The organism is Chryseobacterium sp. GW821-FHT04C04 (genome assembly GCF_059420365.1).
Window position 1 is genome coordinate 622,232 of sequence record NZ_JBWKTO010000003.1, and the last position, 18,252, is coordinate 640,483.

At 35.9% G+C, this 18,252-nt stretch carries 22 protein-coding genes; 18 read left to right on the top strand and 4 right to left on the bottom strand.

Annotated elements, in window-relative coordinates:
- Window positions 1–5: 5 nt before the first annotated feature.
- Together AC07UM_RS12700 and AC07UM_RS12705 are read right to left on the bottom strand one after the other, a co-directional pair.
- Window positions 6–524 (bottom strand): KdsC family phosphatase, encoded by a 519-nt coding sequence (locus tag AC07UM_RS12700; protein WP_494683173.1) that lies wholly within the window; start codon window positions 522–524, stop codon window positions 6–8.
- Window positions 514–1,263, bottom strand: coding sequence for a Rossmann-like and DUF2520 domain-containing protein (locus AC07UM_RS12705; RefSeq protein WP_494683172.1), 750 nt, complete (start codon window positions 1,261–1,263; stop codon window positions 514–516). Before AC07UM_RS12705 ends, AC07UM_RS12700 begins: the two co-directional genes overlap by 11 nt.
- 182 nt (window positions 1,264–1,445) lie before the next feature.
- Between AC07UM_RS12705 and AC07UM_RS12710 the strand changes: the two genes are divergently transcribed.
- The 5 genes from AC07UM_RS12710 to lepA all read left to right on the top strand — a co-directional run bounded on the left by AC07UM_RS12710 (window position 1,446) and on the right by lepA (window position 6,116).
- Window positions 1,446–1,997 (top strand): RNA polymerase sigma factor, encoded by a 552-nt coding sequence (locus AC07UM_RS12710; protein ID WP_494683171.1) that lies wholly within the window; start codon window positions 1,446–1,448, stop codon window positions 1,995–1,997.
- Window positions 1,998–2,014: 17 nt separating this feature from the next.
- Window positions 2,015–2,557, top strand: a complete 543-nt coding sequence (locus tag AC07UM_RS12715; RefSeq protein WP_494683170.1) for a hypothetical protein — start codon at window positions 2,015–2,017, stop codon at window positions 2,555–2,557.
- Between the two features lie 6 nt (window positions 2,558–2,563).
- Entirely contained in the window at window positions 2,564–3,073 is a 510-nt protein-coding gene (locus AC07UM_RS12720) for a hypothetical protein (RefSeq protein WP_124532977.1), read from the top strand.
- A 100-nt stretch (window positions 3,074–3,173) separates the two neighbouring features.
- Entirely contained in the window at window positions 3,174–4,193 is a 1,020-nt protein-coding gene (locus AC07UM_RS12725; RefSeq protein ID WP_494683169.1) for a hypothetical protein, read from the top strand.
- Between the two features lie 126 nt (window positions 4,194–4,319).
- Window positions 4,320–6,116: a translation elongation factor 4 gene (gene lepA / locus AC07UM_RS12730; RefSeq protein WP_124532981.1), complete on the top strand. Its 1,797-nt coding sequence runs from the start codon at window positions 4,320–4,322 to the stop codon at window positions 6,114–6,116.
- A gap of 49 nt (window positions 6,117–6,165) precedes the next feature.
- On the opposite strand, the gene AC07UM_RS12735 is transcribed toward lepA, so the two are convergent.
- A complete protein-coding gene (locus tag AC07UM_RS12735) occupies window positions 6,166–6,810 on the bottom strand; it encodes a DUF1579 domain-containing protein (RefSeq protein ID WP_494683168.1) in 645 nt (214 codons plus the stop codon).
- 289 nt (window positions 6,811–7,099) lie between these two features.
- On the bottom strand, window positions 7,100–7,846 hold the full coding sequence (locus AC07UM_RS12740) for a hypothetical protein (RefSeq protein WP_494683167.1): 747 nt from the start codon (window positions 7,844–7,846) through the stop codon (window positions 7,100–7,102).
- A 60-nt stretch (window positions 7,847–7,906) separates the two neighbouring features.
- Here AC07UM_RS12740 and AC07UM_RS12745 point away from each other — a divergent pair, with 60 nt between their 5' ends.
- The 13 genes from AC07UM_RS12745 to AC07UM_RS12805 all read left to right on the top strand — a co-directional run bounded on the left by AC07UM_RS12745 (window position 7,907) and on the right by AC07UM_RS12805 (window position 18,252).
- Complete coding sequence (locus tag AC07UM_RS12745) at window positions 7,907–8,602, top strand: NUDIX hydrolase (RefSeq protein ID WP_494683166.1); 696 nt, start codon at window positions 7,907–7,909, stop codon at window positions 8,600–8,602.
- 308 nt (window positions 8,603–8,910) lie between these two features.
- Complete coding sequence (ybiA, locus tag AC07UM_RS12750) at window positions 8,911–9,453, top strand: riboflavin biosynthesis intermediates N-glycosidase (RefSeq protein ID WP_494683165.1); 543 nt, start codon at window positions 8,911–8,913, stop codon at window positions 9,451–9,453.
- Between the two features lie 29 nt (window positions 9,454–9,482).
- Window positions 9,483–10,031, top strand: coding sequence for a 2OG-Fe(II) oxygenase (locus AC07UM_RS12755; RefSeq protein WP_494683164.1), 549 nt, complete (start codon window positions 9,483–9,485; stop codon window positions 10,029–10,031).
- Window positions 10,032–10,109: 78 nt separating this feature from the next.
- Window positions 10,110–10,445, top strand: a complete 336-nt coding sequence (locus AC07UM_RS12760; RefSeq protein ID WP_494683163.1) for a hypothetical protein — start codon at window positions 10,110–10,112, stop codon at window positions 10,443–10,445.
- A 2-nt stretch (window positions 10,446–10,447) separates the two neighbouring features.
- The gene (locus AC07UM_RS12765) at window positions 10,448–11,302 is read left to right on the top strand and encodes a hypothetical protein (RefSeq protein WP_494683162.1); all 855 of its coding nucleotides are present in this window, start codon (window positions 10,448–10,450) and stop codon (window positions 11,300–11,302) included.
- 81 nt (window positions 11,303–11,383) lie between these two features.
- On the top strand, window positions 11,384–12,454 hold the full coding sequence (locus AC07UM_RS12770; RefSeq protein ID WP_494683161.1) for an adenylosuccinate synthetase: 1,071 nt from the start codon (window positions 11,384–11,386) through the stop codon (window positions 12,452–12,454).
- A gap of 93 nt (window positions 12,455–12,547) precedes the next feature.
- On the top strand, window positions 12,548–13,777 hold the full coding sequence (locus AC07UM_RS12775; RefSeq protein ID WP_494683160.1) for a TIGR02452 family protein: 1,230 nt from the start codon (window positions 12,548–12,550) through the stop codon (window positions 13,775–13,777).
- A complete protein-coding gene (locus tag AC07UM_RS12780; protein ID WP_494683159.1) occupies window positions 13,777–14,412 on the top strand; it encodes a DUF4291 domain-containing protein in 636 nt (211 codons plus the stop codon). The genes AC07UM_RS12775 and AC07UM_RS12780 overlap by 1 nt, the downstream gene beginning before the upstream one ends.
- On the top strand, window positions 14,409–14,915 hold the full coding sequence (locus AC07UM_RS12785) for an O-acetyl-ADP-ribose deacetylase (RefSeq protein ID WP_494683158.1): 507 nt from the start codon (window positions 14,409–14,411) through the stop codon (window positions 14,913–14,915). Before AC07UM_RS12780 ends, AC07UM_RS12785 begins: the two co-directional genes overlap by 4 nt.
- An 83-nt stretch (window positions 14,916–14,998) precedes the next feature.
- Window positions 14,999–15,685, top strand: a complete 687-nt coding sequence (locus AC07UM_RS12790; RefSeq protein ID WP_494683157.1) for an SIR2 family NAD-dependent protein deacylase — start codon at window positions 14,999–15,001, stop codon at window positions 15,683–15,685.
- A complete protein-coding gene (locus AC07UM_RS12795) occupies window positions 15,685–16,632 on the top strand; it encodes an ADP-ribosylglycohydrolase family protein (protein ID WP_494683156.1) in 948 nt (315 codons plus the stop codon). Before AC07UM_RS12790 ends, AC07UM_RS12795 begins: the two co-directional genes overlap by 1 nt.
- Window positions 16,625–17,713: a hypothetical protein gene (locus AC07UM_RS12800; protein ID WP_494683155.1), complete on the top strand. Its 1,089-nt coding sequence runs from the start codon at window positions 16,625–16,627 to the stop codon at window positions 17,711–17,713. Before AC07UM_RS12795 ends, AC07UM_RS12800 begins: the two co-directional genes overlap by 8 nt.
- Window positions 17,710–18,252 carry an RNA 2'-phosphotransferase gene (locus tag AC07UM_RS12805; RefSeq protein ID WP_494683154.1) on the top strand — a complete coding sequence of 181 codons (543 nt, stop codon included), beginning with the start codon at window positions 17,710–17,712 and terminating at the stop codon, window positions 18,250–18,252. Before AC07UM_RS12800 ends, AC07UM_RS12805 begins: the two co-directional genes overlap by 4 nt.

The window sequence follows — 18,252 nt, forward strand, 5'->3', positions numbered from 1 at the left end:
ATCGGTTATACAGATTGTGTGTTATCATCATGCCAGTTCCCCTGAACTTTCATTACCTGTTCGATTACGTCACGTACCGCTCCGGTTCCTCCTTTTTTCGGAGAAATATAATCGGAGATTCCTTTTACTTCAGGAACTGCATTTTCTGGACATGCTGCAATAGCTGAATTTTCCATGATATGAATATCCGGAAGATCATCACCCATGGTCAGAATTTCTTCATTTTTAAGATTATGTTTTTTCTTAAAATCTTCAAAATCCTCAATTTTATTGTGAGACTTCGGGTAGTAATCCTGAATACCAAGATAATTGATTCTGTGTTTTACCATTTCATCATTTCCACCCGTAATCACTCCTATTAAATAATTGTTTTTTAATGCTTTTACTACAGCATAACCGTCCAGGACATTCATCACCCTGCACATATTTCCACCCGGAAGAAGATAAACACTTCCGTCTGTGAAAACGCCGTCAACATCAAATACAAATGCCTTAATATCTTTTAATTTCTCTTTATAACTCATACATTTTCTGAATAGAATGATTCATTGTTTTATAAATTTCAAGACTTTCATCTTGTAATAACTGTTCATGCAGCTGTAAAATTCTTACATCATTTCTTACTGCAGGTCCGGTCTGCGCCATTTTTGGTTCAATTTCATAGATTTTTTGAACCGTTTCATCAATTAACGGGAAGAAATAATCAAACGGAATTTCTTGTGAATCTGAAATTTCTTTAGCCCTTGAAAAAAGATGATTCACAAAATTGCACGCAAAAACTGCGGTCAGATGAATATATTTTCTTTTTTCATGGCTGCTTTCCATTACCTTTTCTGAAATCTGAGAAGCAAGATCAAGCAATGTTTTCTGATCCTCTTCATTCTCTGCCTCTACAAAAAACGGGATTTTTTCATATTCCAGTTCTTTGGATTTTGAAAAAGTCTGTAAAGGGTAGAAGCTGGCTTTTCTGTAGTCACCAGCCAGGACTTCTTTTGCCAGTGATCCTGATGTATGGGCAACCAAACAGTCTTTTCTGCTAATAATCTTTGAAACTTCTTCTACAGAATTATCACTCACACAGATGATATAAAGATCTGCCTCTTCCAGATGATCTTTGGAATAGGGAATGTGTAATTCTTCAGAAATTTTACTTAATTCTTTTTCGTTCCTGCCAAAAATCTGGGCCAGGGGAATGCTTTTCAAAGTGAAAGCTTTTGCCATATGATAGGCAACATTTCCGGAACCAATGATTACAATTTGCATATAACAAATATAAGATTTTAAGCTGAGCCGGGAAAGGATGATGATTTCAGAAATACGGTACCTCAATATAGGCACGTTTCTTGCGTAAGTGTCTCATATTATTTTTAATATTTAAACTGAAAATTGAATTTTTAATTTAACTTTCAGTTACTTTTGTAATCCAAAACAGTGTAAGGCATCTTATGAAGATTAAGGACGCGGAGATTATTTCGTTGATGCAGAATCCACGGACCCAGGATAAAGGGGTCCGGGCCTTGATGGATGCCTATCAAAGCAGATTGTACTGGCACATAAGAAGAATTATTGTGGACGGAGATCTTGCACAGGATACTTTGCAGGATACTTTTATTAAAGCTTACCAGAATTTTCATCAGTTCAAAAATGATAGCCAGTTGTATACCTGGTTGTACAGAATCGCTACCAATGAAGCACTGCAGCAGGTCAACAAAATGAAGAAAATGCAGAAGACTGATGAGGACCCGGAGTATCATATGCAGAATCTGGTAGCTGACAATGCGGGAGGAGATGCTGAAGAAATACAGTTATTACTGCAGAACGCTATACAAAGCCTGCCCGAAAAGCAGAAACTGGTATTTATGATGCGGTATTATGATGATTTACCCTACGAAGAAATATCAAAAATTGTAGATATGTCTGTGGGAACATTGAAAACAAATTATCATTATGCCAAACAAAAAATAGAAGATTATATTAAAGAAAATTACGAAAAATAATTTTTGATTCAACAAAGATGAAAGAGTTCGACATAGAAAAACTAGAGCGTAAAAACATTTACACAGTTCCTGATAATATGTTTGATAATATTCAGGAGAACGTTATGAATGATATAAAGACAAGTAAAAAAGCACCTGTCTTTAAGCTGAACTGGATGTATGCAGCAGCGGCATCACTGGCTTTGATCTTTGGAGCAACTTATGTTTTCAATTCAAATAATGATTCCGTTGAACAAGAACTGAATGCTAAAACAGGATATGTTGCTCATAATGAAGAACCAAAAACAGAGAGCCAACTCGCTTATGAAACCTTAAAGTCTGATTTAACTTCTGTTGAAAATAACAATCAAACAGTTGAAAATCAAAAAAGTAACAATGATTACGCTTTCAAAAGTGACAATGAAACTGAAAAGCCAACAGAAACACCAAAACCGGTGAAAGCTGTGAAGAAAAAAGAAGAAACTCGGATAAATGACTATCTGGACTCGTTTTCTAATTCTGAGATTGCAGAATTAGCAAGTAACTCGACTCAGGACGTTTATTTGGATATATATAACTAAAAGAAGATGAAAAAGATACTATTGACGTTTTTGATTATTTATGGCTTTGGCTTAAATGCCCAAAGGACAGATTATGATTGGAAAAAGATGGATCCAAAACAAAGGAAAGAGGTTATCAATAATCTTTCCCCGGAAGAGAGGAAAGATCTCCTGAAGAAATTTAGGAACAATATGATCATGGATAATCTGAATGTTGATCCTGGTGATAAAGCAGAATTTACACAATTGTATAACGAATATCTGGATAGCCAGAAGCAGATAAAAAGTCAGTTTAACTCAAGCTTTGACCCCGAAACTTTAACGGATGAAGAAGCGAAAGCTAAATTGCAGCAAAGCTTTGAACTAGGGCAGAAGCTTTTGGATAACAGAAAAAAATACGCTGATAAAATGCAGCTGGTTATTCCCTGTCAAAAAGTTCTGAAGCTGTTTCAGTCCGAAAAGATGATGAGAGATAAAATGGATGAAAGAAAACCTCACGGAAACAATAACGCTTCGGGACCTAAACAGAACCCATAATAGTTTATTTTTTTAATGTTGGACGGCTCTTACGGATATTTCTGTGAGAGCCGTTTAATTTTTACAACAAAAAAAATTACTTTTACCACAAAGTTTACCTATGAAAAAAACACTTTTCTTTTTATTGTTTTCAATAGTATTACTAGGTCAGAAAATAGAAACAATTGATCTTTCAAAATCCATTAAAGACAGCAAAAATTCTATCAAAAGTCTTACGGTAATAGATCAAAGAGCCAATCAGGAAGTCGGAATGGTCATGTATCATAAGGACGAGGTAAAAATTATTTTTGAAAACAATGCCAGTAAAGATATACAAGATTGGTTTTATAAATACAATCCGATAAGGGGGAATAATGATATGGTTTTTTTGTTGGAAAATTTGAAGATTTCAGAAGACAAAAAAGAAAAGTACTCTATCGGAAAGCTTGAATTAAGGGCAAGCACGTTTATTAAGAAAGAGGATGGTTATCATCTTATTGATAGGAAAGATACCATAACAACAGTTTCATCACGTACAACACCCTATTTAGGACAAAATCTAGCAAGAAAAACGACTTTGATTCTTACTGATCTTTTTAAAGAATCTTATAAAAAGACACCGTGGGAATTGAGTATTTCTGAAAATGATCTTCCTAACTACGCCCCTGTATTAAAAGAGAAACTTAGTATTTTAACAGCTAACGAATTAAAAGAAGGGGTTTACAAAGATTATTACAGCTTTTTTACTCACAATCCCGAACCTGGGTTTACTTTGCAGGCTAATGATAAAGGAATCGTTACAAAGGCAGTAAAAGGAGAGGAGAAAATGGGAATAAGACATTTTTATGCTTTTGTGTATAAAGGGATAGCATACAAGAATATCCCTTTTGGTTACACGGAGATTTTCAAAGATGAAAATGGTGTTTTTATTGAGGCAACAAAAGCAGAATTGTTTCCTGAAACGACTGTAAGTGGTGTCACAATTGGTGTTGCTGCCGGCGGTCTGGTTGGTGGTGTTATTGGTGCAGTTGTTGACGTCAGTTTATCAAATAAAAAGAAGAATGCGGTAGGAAATAAAGTTTACCTTGATCCTTTTACGGGAAATTATTTGGTTCCGGAAGACTTTGGTAAAACGAAATAATATTAAAAAGAATTGGAAAAATTTTGCTTCTGTTCTTATTGTTATCTGTGTTTCAGTTAAAAGAAAGAATTAAGAATGAAAAATTCTCTTGCATTTTCTTATCTTTGCAAATTACAAGATTCTTAAATGAAAAACATACGAAATTTTTGCATAATCGCTCATATCGACCACGGTAAAAGTACCCTGGCAGACCGTCTATTGGAGTATACGAATACCGTTACCCAAAGAGAATTACAGTCTCAGACGCTGGATGATATGGATTTGGAGAAAGAACGTGGGATTACAATCAAATCACACGCGATCCAGATGGATTATGAGTATAAAGGAGAAAAATATATTCTAAACCTTATTGATACACCGGGACACGTTGACTTTTCTTATGAAGTATCCCGTTCTATTGCTGCCTGTGAAGGAGCACTTCTTATCGTGGATGCTGCACAGAGTATTCAGGCACAAACCATCAGTAATCTATATCTGGCCTTGGAAAATGATTTAACGATCATTCCGATTTTGAATAAAATTGACCTTCCATCTGCCAATCCTGAAGAAGTAACCGATGAAATCATGAATCTTATCGGATGCGAATATGAAGATGTATTGAGAGTTTCAGGAAAAACAGGAGAGGGGGTTCATGATCTTTTAGAGAAGATTGTTGAAAGAATTCCTGCACCGGTAGGAAATCCTGACGGACCACTTCAGGCACTGATTTTTGACTCTGTATACAACCCGTTCAGAGGAATTGAAGCCTATTTCAAAATCGTGAACGGAAGTATTTCTAAAAATGAAAAGATAAAGTTCTTTGCCACCGGAAAAGAATATGGTGCTGATGAAGTAGGAACATTGAAACTGAAGCAGGTTCCAAAGAAAACGATTCATTGTGGAGACGTAGGATATCTGGTTTCCGGTATTAAAGATGCGCGTGAAGTAAAGGTAGGAGATACTATCACTTCTTTTGAAAAACCTGCAGACGGACCGATTGATGGATTTGAGGAAGTAAAGCCAATGGTATTTGCCGGTATTTACCCCATTGATTCTGAAGATTTTGAAGAATTAAGATTCTCTCTTGAAAAATTAAGACTGAATGATGCATCTCTGGTTTTTGAACCGGAAAGTTCTGCGGCTCTTGGTTTTGGTTTCCGTTGCGGATTCTTAGGAATGCTTCATATGGAAATCGTTCAGGAACGTCTTGACAGAGAGTTCAATATGAACGTAATTACAACGGTACCTAACGTTTCTTATTTTGGATATACTAAAAAAGAACCTGAGGTTCCTATCCTGATCAACAACCCGTCTGAAATGATGGATCCTTCAACGATGGATAGAGTAGAAGAGCCGTTCATTAAGGCTTCTATCATTACAAAATCTGACTTCGTAGGAGCAGTAATGACTTTATGTATCGAGAAGAGAGGAGAGATCGTTAACCAAAGTTACTTGACCTCAGAAAGAGTTGAGCTAATCTTCAATATGCCTCTTGCTGAGGTTGTATTCGATTTCTATGACAGATTGAAGTCGATCTCTAAAGGATATGCATCATTCGATTATCATCCGATTGGATTCAGAGCTTCCAAGCTTGTAAAAATGGATATCCTGATCAACGGTGATATGGTAGATGCATTGTCTTCATTGATTCACGATTCTAATGCGTATTACATCGGTAAAAGAATGTGTGAAAAGCTTCGTGAGCTGATCCCGAGACAGCAGTTCGATATTGCGGTTCAGGCGGCATTGGGAGCTAAGGTAATTGCAAGAGAAACCATTAAAGCCTTAAGAAAAGACGTTACTGCAAAATGTTACGGTGGGGATATCTCCAGAAAGCGTAAACTATTGGAGAAGCAGAAAGAAGGTAAAAAGAAAATGAAGCAGATTGGTAGAGTAGAAGTACCGCAATCAGCGTTCATGGCTGTATTAAAACTAAATGATTAATTCATTATAAAATAAAAACCGCTTCAGACGAAGCGGTTTTTTTATTGATTTATTTCTTACGGGTGTATTTTATCTCCATTGTTTTATACTCTTTTCCAGTCTTGGAATCAGGGCCATACATTTCCAGTTTTTGAGTATTGTCATCCACAAATGTGAAAACTTCTCTGAAATCACAATCCTTTCCAGGTCTTGAAGGATCAGTCATTTTCCCTTTAAATTCAACTGATTTTGTGGAAGCATTCCAATCTCCCTCTCCATGCATCATTCCGGTTCCCATATTGTCAATCCAGGTACTGACAAATTTCTTTTTTGAATTATCATATCCTACAATGCTCATTCCTTCGAAAGGCATTCCCATAAAGTCACCTTTGTGATTAGTGATCTGATAACGTCCACCATACATCATTTTATTAGTCGCTTCAGATTTACTCATCATAGGTTTTGCCCCGTTTTCCATCCACATGGTGGTTTCTCCGGTCCAGGTTCCGTCAGATTTTGCCAGCATTTTGTGCATTTCCCCAGGAGTAGCATATTCCATCCAGGATTTCATAGCCGTTGCAGAGTCTACAGGTTTCCATTCGGAATTTGCTGCTGTAGAGTCGCTTTTACCGGAACTATGGGCAGCAGTTGTTTTTCCTTTCTCACAAGCCATTAATAAAAAAGCAATAGAAAGAATTGATAGTAGATTTTTCATAATGATTTAGTTTTAAGATTGTTAGATTTGTAACTTAAAGATATAAACTTTTATTATATCTGAAATTATTTTTTACTACGGGCATAAATCTCTAGCCAAAGTTATTTGACATCAGAAAGAATAGTGTTTATTTTCGACGTGCTGTCTGCAGAGGTTGTATTTGATTTTTATAATGGAAGGAAATCGATCTCGATTAGGATATATTTCATTTGATTTTACCACCCGGTAGCCGTTCAGGCTGTCTTAAACCTAAATAATTAATTCATTTTTACTTTATCACTGAGTCCTTTTATTGGTATTCGATTATTTTTTTATCATAATTCATCAAAAAAGGTTTTGAAGCAGCATTGCCAAAATATAATTTGAATTTGCCCTTATTTGTTCCCGGTAAAAAATTGACTGAAACCACCATAATTTCATCAGGTTCAAATTCCCAATACGCATAGTTCCAGCTTCTATTTCCACAAATTAATGCATTATCATTCCGTATAATCTGCCATTTTTGTTGATTATTTAAAAGAGCTGGAAATAAGCTTTTAAACTCGGGGAGAATAAGCTTTCGTCCGGAAATATTTTTTATAAAGACCGGAAATGATTTGTATTTTTTTAAGATTTTAGTTTCAAAATTATAAGTGTATTTTGGGATTGTATCCTGCACTTTGACAATGATTTCAACACTTTTTGAGGTTAAAGAATCAAAGATAACTGGTTTATCTGCTAAATAAACCCTATTGACAGATGGATAGAAATATTTCTGAATAATACGTTCCCTTGCTGAGTCCTGCTGAATTCTCTCCAACGAAGGAGGAGGTGGTGGTGGAGCAAGCATATGCCGAAAATATTTTACCTCTATTGATGATGCTTCCTTTCCAATATAGATCACTCCTGTCCCTGTTTCTCCCAGCCCTTCATTGAACTGTTGAAAACTTAGTTTTTCGTGTTTAGGATATTGTAAATTAATTTGATCAGCAAAAGATTTCTCTTTACAGCCGAAGAACGTTAGCAAAAGTGAAAAATAAACAAAAAATTTCATCATGTAAACTTAATAAAAAGATTTATTTCTATAACTTTGTGTATTCGTAACGCAAATTAATTTATGGAGTCTCCAAAAAAATTACAAGATATAAAAGTGGCTGTAGATGCCGTTATTTTCGGATATTTTGACAAAAAAGATCTTCAGATTCTTCTGATTAAAAGAAATATTGAACCTTTTAAAGGAGGTTGGGCATTGCCTGGAGGTCTTGTTCTTGATGATGAAAGTGTAGATGATGCCGTAAAAAGAGAACTCTATGAAGAAGCGGGCATAAAACCCGATTTTTTAGAACAACTCTATACATTTGGTAATCTGGGTCGTGATCCGAGGAATAGAGTGGTTTCCGTGGCTTATCTGGGCCTTGTGAACCCATCTTATCATGAACTGTTTGCAGATTCTGATGCTGAAGATGCACAATGGTTTAGTGTAAACAAACTTCCTTCAGTAGCTTTTGATCACAAAACAATCATTGAGACGGCCTTAAAAAGACTTCGTACAAAAATTCAATACCAGCCTATCGGTTTCAATCTTCTCAATGAAGAATTTCCTTTTTCAGACCTTGAAAACCTTTATAAAACGATTGTAGGGCAAGAGATTGACAGGAGAAATTTCCGTAAAAAAATCATGAGTTATGGACTCCTTAACGAAACCAACAATGTTAAAAAAGAGGGCAGCGGCAGACCCGGAAAGCTTTTTACATTTAATAAAGAAAAATATAAAGAGCTGGAGGAACAGGGCTTTTATTTTGAAATTAAATAGCTTGTTTTAAACACAAATTTCACTAATAATTGAGCACTCATGCTCACAAATATATTGGTGCCTAAGAAATATATTTTAATAAATTCATTAAAACACATTCAATAGGAACGGGCTTTAGCCCGTTTTTTTATACCCTATTCCAGTGGTTTTAGCCAAAACTTATTAAAGATTTGTGTCAATTGTGTTTAATAAAATTGAATTTTTATCATTGTAAATCAGTTTGTTACATTTATTAGTGTAAAATTAACGCAAATAAATTTGGTGCAAAGACTGATTTTATTTTAAATTTGTGTAAAAATAACACAATCATGAACTACACCTTACACAATATTACAGAACGCTTTCAGAGAAAAGAAAGAATAAAATTTCTTTTTTTCTGGGGACACACTGCAAAAGATATCATTACCAAATCATGCTTTAGTCAGTGGTTTCCAGGAAGCTTTGAAGAAGACGGGATTACTTATAAAACAGCTGAACATTATATGATGGCTGCAAAGGCAAGATTATTTAATGATCCTGAAACAGAAGAGGAAATTTTAAAAGCCAATACCCCCAATCAGGCAAAAGCCCTGGGAAGGAAAGTAAAAAACTTTGATCCTGCAATTTGGGATGAACATAAATATGAAATGGTAACCAAAGGAAATCTTTTAAAATTCTCTCAAAATCAATATTTTAAAGACTTTCTTTTGTCAACAGGAGATAAAATTCTTGTGGAGGCAAGTCCTTATGATAGAATTTGGGGAATTGGAATGCTGGAAACAGATACCAGAGCACAAAATCCTTTGCTCTGGAATGGAGAAAATCTCTTAGGATTTGCTTTGATGGAAGTAAGAGATGAATTAAGAAAGTAAAAATACAAGACCAAACACAAAATACTATTATGGAAAAAGTTGAATTAGAACCACAGATATTTTTGATTGAAGATTTTCTGACCGAAACAGAATGTGACCATTATATAAGCCTTTCACAGGAAAAAGTTTTTGAAGAAGCAAAGATCAATGTTTTTGGACGGCAGCAAATGAACAAAGGAATCAGAAATAATGACCGGCTGATGATCTTTGATGAAAGAATAGCTGAAGAACTTTTTAAAAAAGCTGCTGCATTTCTACCCCAGGAACATGATGGACATCGGCTTCTTAACTTTAATGAAATGCTCAGGGTTTATAAATATGCTCCCGGACAGCAGTTCAAAATGCACAGGGACGGAAGTTATATCAGGAATGAAAAAGAGAAAAGTTTTTACACCTTTATGATCTATCTGAATGATGATTTTGAAGGAGGAGAAACAGAATTTGAAAATTTATTCACCGTAGCTCCCAAGAAAGGAACAGCACTTATTTTTTATCATCCTTTAAGGCATGAAGGGAAAACCCTTATCAGCGGTTTAAAGTATGTGCTGAGAACAGATGTAATGTATTCAAAAGAATAAAATCATTCGTAATAAGCGATCGCATTACTATGTCTTGTTTAATTAGCGTAATATTAACACAAATAAAAATATTTGGTCATGGAAGATCAATTAAAACCAAGATTTATCGAATCATTACAAAGAAATAATGATCAGATCAGAGAAGACCGTGCACGAATCATCGGAGGAGATTCCGAATTGATTTACAGACGCAGAGTCGAAGATATCGAATTAAAAATCAAAAGACTCGAGCGGGAACAGGAAGGGCTTATTGATATCAGTCCTTTAGACAGAAACAGTCTGACTTTTGCGGATTTTAATCCTGAAGCATTCGTTCAGAAAGACATGGAATTATCATTAACAATCAGAAATCTGAATATTCAGCTTGAAGTAACCCAGAAGAGATTTGAATATTTATTTGGAAAAACACTATAGTCATGGGAAGTACAAGATACGATTTAGACGCTCGTTATGACAGAGCAAGCAAAGCAGGGTACGGAACAAAATCCGCGGGAGAAATTTTCACCCAAAACGCCAAAAGAATGGCTCATGAATCCATGAATCCTCATGGTATTTCTTTCAGAGAATCCAGAGATTCAGACATTCATCCTAATTCTGTTCCGATTATTTTAGGATTGGATGTTACAGGAAGTATGGGACATATTCCCCATGAACTGATCAGAGATGGATTACCTAAACTAATGGGAGGAATTATCCAGGGCGGAGTTCCCGATCCAGCCTTGTTATTCTTGGGAATCGGAGATCATGAATGTGATGGCTATCCGCTTCAGGTGGGTCAGTTTGAGTCAGGAGATGAAGAACTGGATATGTGGCTTACCCGTACCTATATAGAGTCCGGAGGAGGCGGAAATGCCGGAGAAAGCTATCTTTTAGCCTGGTATTTTGCAGCATTCCACACCCGAACGGATGCTTTTGAAAAAAGAGGACAAAAAGGATTGCTGTTTACCGTTGGCGACGAACCTTGTCTAAAAACACTTCCTGCTTCTGCCATCAGAGAAATTATGGGAAAAGGACAGCAAACCTATACTCATCTTGAGCTGCTGGAAGAAGCAAAGAAAAAGTACGAAGTATACCATATCAGTGTTTTGCATTCTGATCAGGCACTCAGAGCAGACAGAGGCTGGAGAGAATTATTAGGGCAAAACTGTATATCCATAGAAGATCACAGGGAAATTCCCAACGTTATCAAAGGAATCATCTGTGATAAGTTTAAAAATACAACCTTGGGAACAACAGGAACAGAAGGGTTAGATCAGTTTCAAATGCTTTAGAACTAATACATTGCCATCAGTACAATTATAAAAGCACAAATGAAAATGGCAATGGAAAAGGATCTCAAAAAATATAACAACATGAAAAAGGCGCAAATAGTAATAGGACTTGGTTTTGGAGATGAAGGAAAAGGAATAACCACCGATTTTCTCGCTTCTCAGAATCCGAAGGCTGTCGTGATCAGATTTTCAGGAGGTCAACAGGCGGCACATACCGTAATGATGGATGAAAGAAAACATGTACATTCCAGTTTTGCGAGCGGAGCACTTCGCGGTCTGCCTTCTTACTTCACCGAGCATTGTACCATACACCCGGTTTTTCTGCTCAACGAAAGAGAAGAATTGAAAGCAAAGAACGGCAACATTGAACTGCATATTCATCCGTTAGCAAAGGTAACGACTCCTTTTGATGTATGGCAAAACAGAACCAATGCACGGAATCTGGAGCATGGAACCTGCGGAAAAGGAGTAGGCGCTACCATGAAAAGACACGAAAGTCCCTATAAACTATTTGCAATAGACCTCATAGCACCCAGGGAAATGTTGATGGAGAAACTGAAAGGGATTGCTTATTACTATGGTTTTGTAGATGAAAGTGAGATCAGTAAACTTTTACAGCCTTTTTTAGATGCTATTGAAGTCATTGATTGGAATATAAATGATTATAACTACCTGGCTTTGTTTGATCACCTTATTTTTGAAGGAAGTCAGGGAGTTTTACTCGATATGGATCATGGAGTTTTTCCGAATGTGACTTATGCGCATACCACTTCAAAAAATGCATACGAGATCTGTCAGCTTTTAAAAATTGAAGACATAGAAATGTATTATGTGACCAGAAGCTATGCAACGCGCCATGGAAACGGCTGGATGAGCAATGAAAAAGAAATGAATCTGAGAAATAATGAAGAGGAAACCTGTACATTTAATGAATATCAGAAGGAATTAAGATTTGGAGAAATAGATTACAAACTGCTGAATTATGCCTTGAAGCTGGATGGAGCGTATGTATTTCCGGTTAAAAAGAATCTTGTTATTACCTGCTTGGATCAGATTGATGAGCAATTTAAAGTGGAAAACCTGGATGTTGAATTTAATGCGGTTTACGGATCCTATTCTCCATATTCAAAAGATTTTAAAGAGATTTTTTAATTTCTAAAGAAGATATCAGGCATAGGATAAAAGCATTAATTTTATATTTAATGATAGAATAAGAGAATGATTAATGATTGAAAAAGGATAACCATGAAGACAACAACATTATATAGACCGGTAGGAGAAAAAGAAATGATCTTGATTATAGAAAGTGGATTTAAAAGATTTCCTCCAAGATTGGAGTGGCAGCCTATTTTTTATCCCGTTCTTGATGAAAATTATGCTTCAGAGATTGCTGAAAAATGGAATACCAGAGATGAATCAGGCAACTATCTTGGTTTTGTAACTCAGTTTGACGTACAGAAAGAAGTGGCAGATCAATATCCTGCACAGAATGTAGGAGCTAGAAACCACAACGAACTGTGGGTACCATCAGAAGAATTGGATGGTTTTAATAAAGCTATTGTAGGAAATATCAAAGTAACCAAAGTATTTATAGGAGATGATTTTGATAAAGCCGGAAATACTGAGTTGGAAGAATTGATGTCTAATATTAAAAAACTAACGATGACAAATAAAGGAATGGCAAAAGATACATTGGATATCCTTGCCAAAAAACATTATATAAACGAACATAACGAAAAAATAAATATAGAAAACGAACTGGAAATCTGTAAAAAAGGAACCGTTCTTTTCACTCCGGAGCAGCTTTCTGAAATGAAAGAATCTCCATTATCAGAAACCAATTTTGAAACCAAAATTGAAACATGGAAATGCAGTTCTTTAAAAGCAATTTTACAATTAGCAGAAGAAGAAAACCAGGATAAACTCATGTGTCTGAACTTTGCTTCAGCAAAAAACCCGGGAGGAGGCTTTATCAATGGAGCAGAAGCCCAGGAAGAAAGTCTGGCAAGAACTTCAGGTTTATATGAAAGCTTACTTCAGGCATGGGATTATTATACGATTCACCGCGCGATGGAGTCCTGCTTTTATACCGATACAATGATTTACAGTCCGAAAGTTCCGGTGTTTAGAAAAGATAAAGGAGAATTGCTTCCTAAGCCCATTCTGTGTAATTTCATCACGTCCCCAGCAGTCAATGCAGGAGTGGTAAAACGTCAGGAACCGGAAAGAGCGCATGAAATTCTCGATACCATGGATCTTAGAATGGATAAAATGTTTTCACTGGCTTTACAGCAAGGAAATGAAGTCCTGATCTTAGGAGCCTGGGGCTGTGGGGTCTTCAAAAATGATCCAAAAGAAATTGCCGGATTGTTTAGGAAATATCTCCAGGGGAAGTATAAAAATAAATTTAGAAGAGTAGTTTTCGCAGTGCTTACGAAGAAAGAAGAAATGCTGAGACCGTTTGAAGAAATATAATGAATATCAAATTAAAAAAATATAAAGAACAACAACAGGATTGGCCTCAAGAAGGGTATCATATCATGGCTCAGTATGATGATGAGAAGATTATTGTTTATCAATCCTATAGAAAAGAAATAGGAGAATTCGCTGTTAAAAACCAATTTTTTGGTGGAGGTTTCAGTCTCGAAAGAATGACCTGGATAAAGCCTAATTTTCTTTGGATGATGTATCCCAATGGCTGGGGAAGAAAAGAAGGTCAGGAATACGTTTTGGCAATTCATCTGAAAAAAGATGCATTCAGAGAATATCTGGAAAACGCGGTAAATTCCTCTTACAATAATAAGCTTGAAATCTCAAGAGAAGAATGGCAGACTCAGGTGAAAGAATCCTCTGTGAGGTTGCAGTGGGATCCGGATCATGATCCATTTGGAAATAAATTGCAACGAAGAGCAATACAAATAGGTTTGCGAAATGAATTTACCCGTTCTTTTGCCAAAGACGATATTATTTTAATTGAAAATATTTCAGATTTTGTGAAAGAACAATATCAGTTTGTCTTAAATGATGATTTGGATAACCTGATCATTCCTGAAGAAAAGCCATTATTATTTGATGATGAGGTTCTAAACAAAAAGCTCAATCTAAAATGAAAATAGAACTCATAAAAGGCGACCTCACAAAGATCCACGCCGATGCGATTGTTAACGCCGCCAATTCATCCTTACTGGGTGGAGGCGGAGTGGATGGAGCTATTCATCGAGCAGGAGGGCCACAGATCTTGGAAGAATGCAGAATGATCAGAAACAGACAGGGCAAATGCAATACCGGAGAAGCTGTAGTAACGAATGCGGGAAATCTCCCTGCAAAATATGTTATTCATACAGTTGGCCCGGTTTGGAATGGAAATGAGGAAAAAGAATCAAAACTTCTGGCAAGCTGTTATCGAAATTCTTTACAATTAGCAGAAAGTCTAGGAGTAAAGACCATTGCTTTTCCTAATATCAGTACAGGAGTATATAAATTTCCAAAAGAACTGGCAGGAAAAATTGCGGTAGATGAGGTCAAAAAATTTCATTCAGATATCATTGAGAAAGTTATTTTTGTATGTTTTGACGATGAAAATGAAGATATTTATAAAAAGCTTTTAGAGTAGGTTCTGGCAATCTTACGAACAAAAATATTGGGATAGTCATGACAAAACAAATGTTCGCTGCCAGAAAAAAAAATTAAAAACCAATGAAAAAACTAACCATATTAAGCGGCGCAGGAATCAGTGCCGAAAGCGGAATAAAAACCTTCAGAGACGGAGACGGTCTCTGGGAAAATCATAATGTAACGGATGTGGCAAGTCCGGAAGGATGGAGAAAAGACAGAGCTTTGGTACTGGAATTTTACAATCAGAGAAGACGTCAGCTGCATGAAGTAGAGCCCAACGAAGCTCATCAATTACTGGCAGAGCTGGAAAAATATTTTGATGTTCAGATCATTACCCAGAATATCGATGACCTTCACGAAAGAGCAGGATCTACCAACATTCTTCATATTCACGGAGAATTGTTCAAATCATGTTCTTGTAACAATAAAAGTCTGATTTATGACCAAAAAGAGGATATCAATATCGGAGACAAAGCAGAAGATGGGGCACAGTTAAGACCTTTTATCGTTTGGTTTGGAGAAGATGTTCCTTTGTATCAGACGGCAAGAGAAATTGTAAAAGAAGCGGATATTTTACTGGTAATCGGAACGTCTTTACAGGTATATCCGGCGGCCGGACTAATTCATGATATTAAAGATGACTGTCTCCTAATCGTCATCAATCCTAATGAAACAGGATTCGGTTATGGACAAAGAGCCGTAGTGATGAAAGAAACCGCTACTCAGGGAATGAAATTATTGTTTGATAAATTAGTCAATTTAGCCTAATGGAAAACAAAGTAAAAGCAGGGATCATGGGTGTTTGCATTGGAGATGCTCTCGGTGTTCCTGTAGAATTTAAAAAAAGAGAAGATTTAAAACGTTTTCCAGTCACAAAAATGCTGGAATACATGTCCTGGAATCAACCCAAAGGAACCTGGAGCGATGATAGCTCTCTTACGCTTTGTCTCGCAGAAGAACTTACCAAAGGCTATGATCTGGAAAAAATAGGACAAAGCTTTGTAAAATGGAACAAATACGGTCACTGGACAGCCCATGGAAGGCTTTTCGATATTGGAGGAACTACAAGGCATGCTTTGGCAAGATTAATTAAGGGGGAGAGTGCTAAGTTTTCAGGAAATATTTTTGAGGAAGACAATGGGAATGGTTCTTTAATGAGGATTCTTCCCCTGGCTTTTTATCTTGAAAAGGAAGATGATATTCAGAGGCTGTATCTTACAGTAAAAGAAGTTTCAGCGATAACGCATGGTCATTTCCGTTCTGTTTTTGCCTGTTTCATCTATGTGATTTTTGCCATTCAATTATTGAAAGGGAAGAACAAAAAAGAGGCTTATATACATACACAAGAAGTTGCGTTGGAATATGCAGAAAAGCAAGGGTTTAACCCAAATGAAATTGAACTTTTTCATAAGATTTTAAAAAAAAATATTTCCGATCATCCTGAAGATGAAATCAAAAGTGGCGGATATGTCCTACACAGCCTCGAAGCTTCCTTATGGTGTTTTCTAAACTCAGAAAGCTATTCAGAAGCAGTTTTAAAAGCTGTCAACCTGGGAGAAGATACCGATACTACCGGAGCCATCACGGGAGGCATTGCAGGAATTTATTATGGATATGAAGATATTCCTAAAGAATGGATTGCTGAGCTGGTGAGAAAAGATGATATTGAAGTATTGTGTGAAAGATTAGCTAAAAAATTGTACAACATTGATTGAACTGTATAGCCTTATTTCAGAAAAGGAATTGTTGGAAATTAAGAACAAGAACTTTAAAGAGCTTCCTTCTTATCTTCCACTGCATTTTTATATTGGAAAGATGCCGGAAATTTCTGAACAGCAGTTGCTATTTCTGGTAAAACTTGAAATAAATAAGAAAGACATATCTTGCTTTACTACGCTTAATGAGGGAGAGATAATTATTAAAGAAACTGAAGATTTAGATAATGTTAATTCTTTGATTGAAGATAAGATTAAGATCATCGGATTTTTTGGAAAGAACAAAGATCTCAGTCAGGATATCATGAGGATCTTAGAAAATGAAAAAAGTTTTTTTGAATTCAGGTTAAAGACATATTTGGATAGAAATAACAGAGAAATCATTCCTTATGATTATTTTGAACGAGAGATTGACTCTGATGATAATATATCCGAACTTACCGATGAAGAACAAGACGCTTCTGCAAAATATTATGATGAGAAGCGGTCAAAAATAAATACGGTGGAAGAAGCAGTTGGTTTTTTGATTAATGAAGAGTTGAGTGAAGATGACATCAATGAAATCAAAAATAAATCATTAGCTTCAAAGTTTGACAGTCTGGGAGGTCTTTTCGGTTTAGGAATGTATCTTAGGAACGTATTTATTTACCCCAATAAAAATGAAAACTTTATACAGTATCTAAAGACTTATGATCCGGAGTATATGGTAGATCGGGGGGAGTTTGGAGAAGGACTTATTGAAGATTTTTTGTGGAGGAAACTCAATGATTATCTGATAACAGAGGATAACAAAAAGAAAATTGCGGAGCTTCGGAAAGAGCAGTATGATGAAGATTCTTTTTGGGCAAACTATATCAAGGAGCAATTGCTTTCATATAATCTTGATGAAGTAATTATTAAGGAATATCTGGATATGGAAGAAAAAAAAGATACCAGCGATGAAGATTTTGAACGCTATTATTTTGAACAGAAAAGAATTCTGAAAGGAATATCCGAACAGGAAAGATCAGTTTATGATCAGATGAAACAGGATTATTTTATGATTAGAAATCTTATTGAAAAATTAAAAAACAAATCATGAACGAAATAGAAAAGAAAAAAATAAGTAAATTTCTAAGCCTTATTCTCCGGCATCAGCCTGAAAGCATAGGACTTAATCTGGATGAAAACGGATGGGCAGACATAGAAGAGCTGAGAGCAAAATCAGCCAAGAGAAGAATATATTTTACGACTGAAGAATTAGATGAGGTAGTAGAAACTAATAATAAAAAACGTTTTGCTTTTAACGAGGATAAAACCATGATCAGGGCAAGCCAGGGACATTCTATTGATATAGATCTGGCTTTGGAAGCCAGGCAGCCTCCTGAATTCCTGTACCACGGAACAGCAGAAGCCAATATCACTTCCATTTTAGAAAAAGGAATTGAAAAAAGAACACGCCAGCATGTACACTTAAGTACTGATAAAGAGACCGCTACAAAGGTAGGGATGAGACACGGTAAACCTGTGATTCTTACCATCAGAACCGGAACAATGCATCAGGAAGGATTATCTTTCTATCAGTCTGCAAACGGAGTATGGCTGACGGATTTTGTAGATGCAAAATACATTTCGAAGTAA

What these genes read in the sequence shown, in the direction of transcription:
- AC07UM_RS12710 (WP_494683171.1), top strand. Translation starts at nt 1,446, where the DNA reads ATGAAGATTAAGGACGCGGAGATTATTTCGTTGATGCAGAATCCACGG.
- AC07UM_RS12720 (WP_124532977.1), top strand. Translation starts at nt 2,564, where the DNA reads ATGAAAAAGATACTATTGACGTTTTTGATTATTTATGGCTTTGGCTTA.
- AC07UM_RS12780 (WP_494683159.1), top strand. Translation starts at nt 13,777, where the DNA reads ATGAATATCAAATTAAAAAAATATAAAGAACAACAACAGGATTGGCCT.
- AC07UM_RS12795 (WP_494683156.1), top strand. Translation starts at nt 15,685, where the DNA reads ATGGAAAACAAAGTAAAAGCAGGGATCATGGGTGTTTGCATTGGAGAT.
- AC07UM_RS12700 (WP_494683173.1), bottom strand. Translation starts at nt 524, where the DNA reads ATGAGTTATAAAGAGAAATTAAAAGATATTAAGGCATTTGTATTTGAT.
- AC07UM_RS12740 (WP_494683167.1), bottom strand. Translation starts at nt 7,846, where the DNA reads ATGATGAAATTTTTTGTTTATTTTTCACTTTTGCTAACGTTCTTCGGC.
- AC07UM_RS12775 (WP_494683160.1), top strand. Translation starts at nt 12,548, where the DNA reads ATGAAGACAACAACATTATATAGACCGGTAGGAGAAAAAGAAATGATC.
- AC07UM_RS12745 (WP_494683166.1), top strand. Translation starts at nt 7,907, where the DNA reads ATGGAGTCTCCAAAAAAATTACAAGATATAAAAGTGGCTGTAGATGCC.
- AC07UM_RS12725 (WP_494683169.1), top strand. Translation starts at nt 3,174, where the DNA reads ATGAAAAAAACACTTTTCTTTTTATTGTTTTCAATAGTATTACTAGGT.
- AC07UM_RS12805 (WP_494683154.1), top strand. Translation starts at nt 17,710, where the DNA reads ATGAACGAAATAGAAAAGAAAAAAATAAGTAAATTTCTAAGCCTTATT.
- AC07UM_RS12735 (WP_494683168.1), bottom strand. Translation starts at nt 6,810, where the DNA reads ATGAAAAATCTACTATCAATTCTTTCTATTGCTTTTTTATTAATGGCT.
- AC07UM_RS12765 (WP_494683162.1), top strand. Translation starts at nt 10,448, where the DNA reads ATGGGAAGTACAAGATACGATTTAGACGCTCGTTATGACAGAGCAAGC.
- AC07UM_RS12715 (WP_494683170.1), top strand. Translation starts at nt 2,015, where the DNA reads ATGAAAGAGTTCGACATAGAAAAACTAGAGCGTAAAAACATTTACACA.
- AC07UM_RS12785 (WP_494683158.1), top strand. Translation starts at nt 14,409, where the DNA reads ATGAAAATAGAACTCATAAAAGGCGACCTCACAAAGATCCACGCCGAT.
- AC07UM_RS12770 (WP_494683161.1), top strand. Translation starts at nt 11,384, where the DNA reads ATGAAAAAGGCGCAAATAGTAATAGGACTTGGTTTTGGAGATGAAGGA.
- AC07UM_RS12760 (WP_494683163.1), top strand. Translation starts at nt 10,110, where the DNA reads ATGGAAGATCAATTAAAACCAAGATTTATCGAATCATTACAAAGAAAT.
- AC07UM_RS12705 (WP_494683172.1), bottom strand. Translation starts at nt 1,263, where the DNA reads ATGCAAATTGTAATCATTGGTTCCGGAAATGTTGCCTATCATATGGCA.
- ybiA (WP_494683165.1), top strand. Translation starts at nt 8,911, where the DNA reads ATGAACTACACCTTACACAATATTACAGAACGCTTTCAGAGAAAAGAA.
- lepA (WP_124532981.1), top strand. Translation starts at nt 4,320, where the DNA reads ATGAAAAACATACGAAATTTTTGCATAATCGCTCATATCGACCACGGT.
- AC07UM_RS12790 (WP_494683157.1), top strand. Translation starts at nt 14,999, where the DNA reads ATGAAAAAACTAACCATATTAAGCGGCGCAGGAATCAGTGCCGAAAGC.
- AC07UM_RS12755 (WP_494683164.1), top strand. Translation starts at nt 9,483, where the DNA reads ATGGAAAAAGTTGAATTAGAACCACAGATATTTTTGATTGAAGATTTT.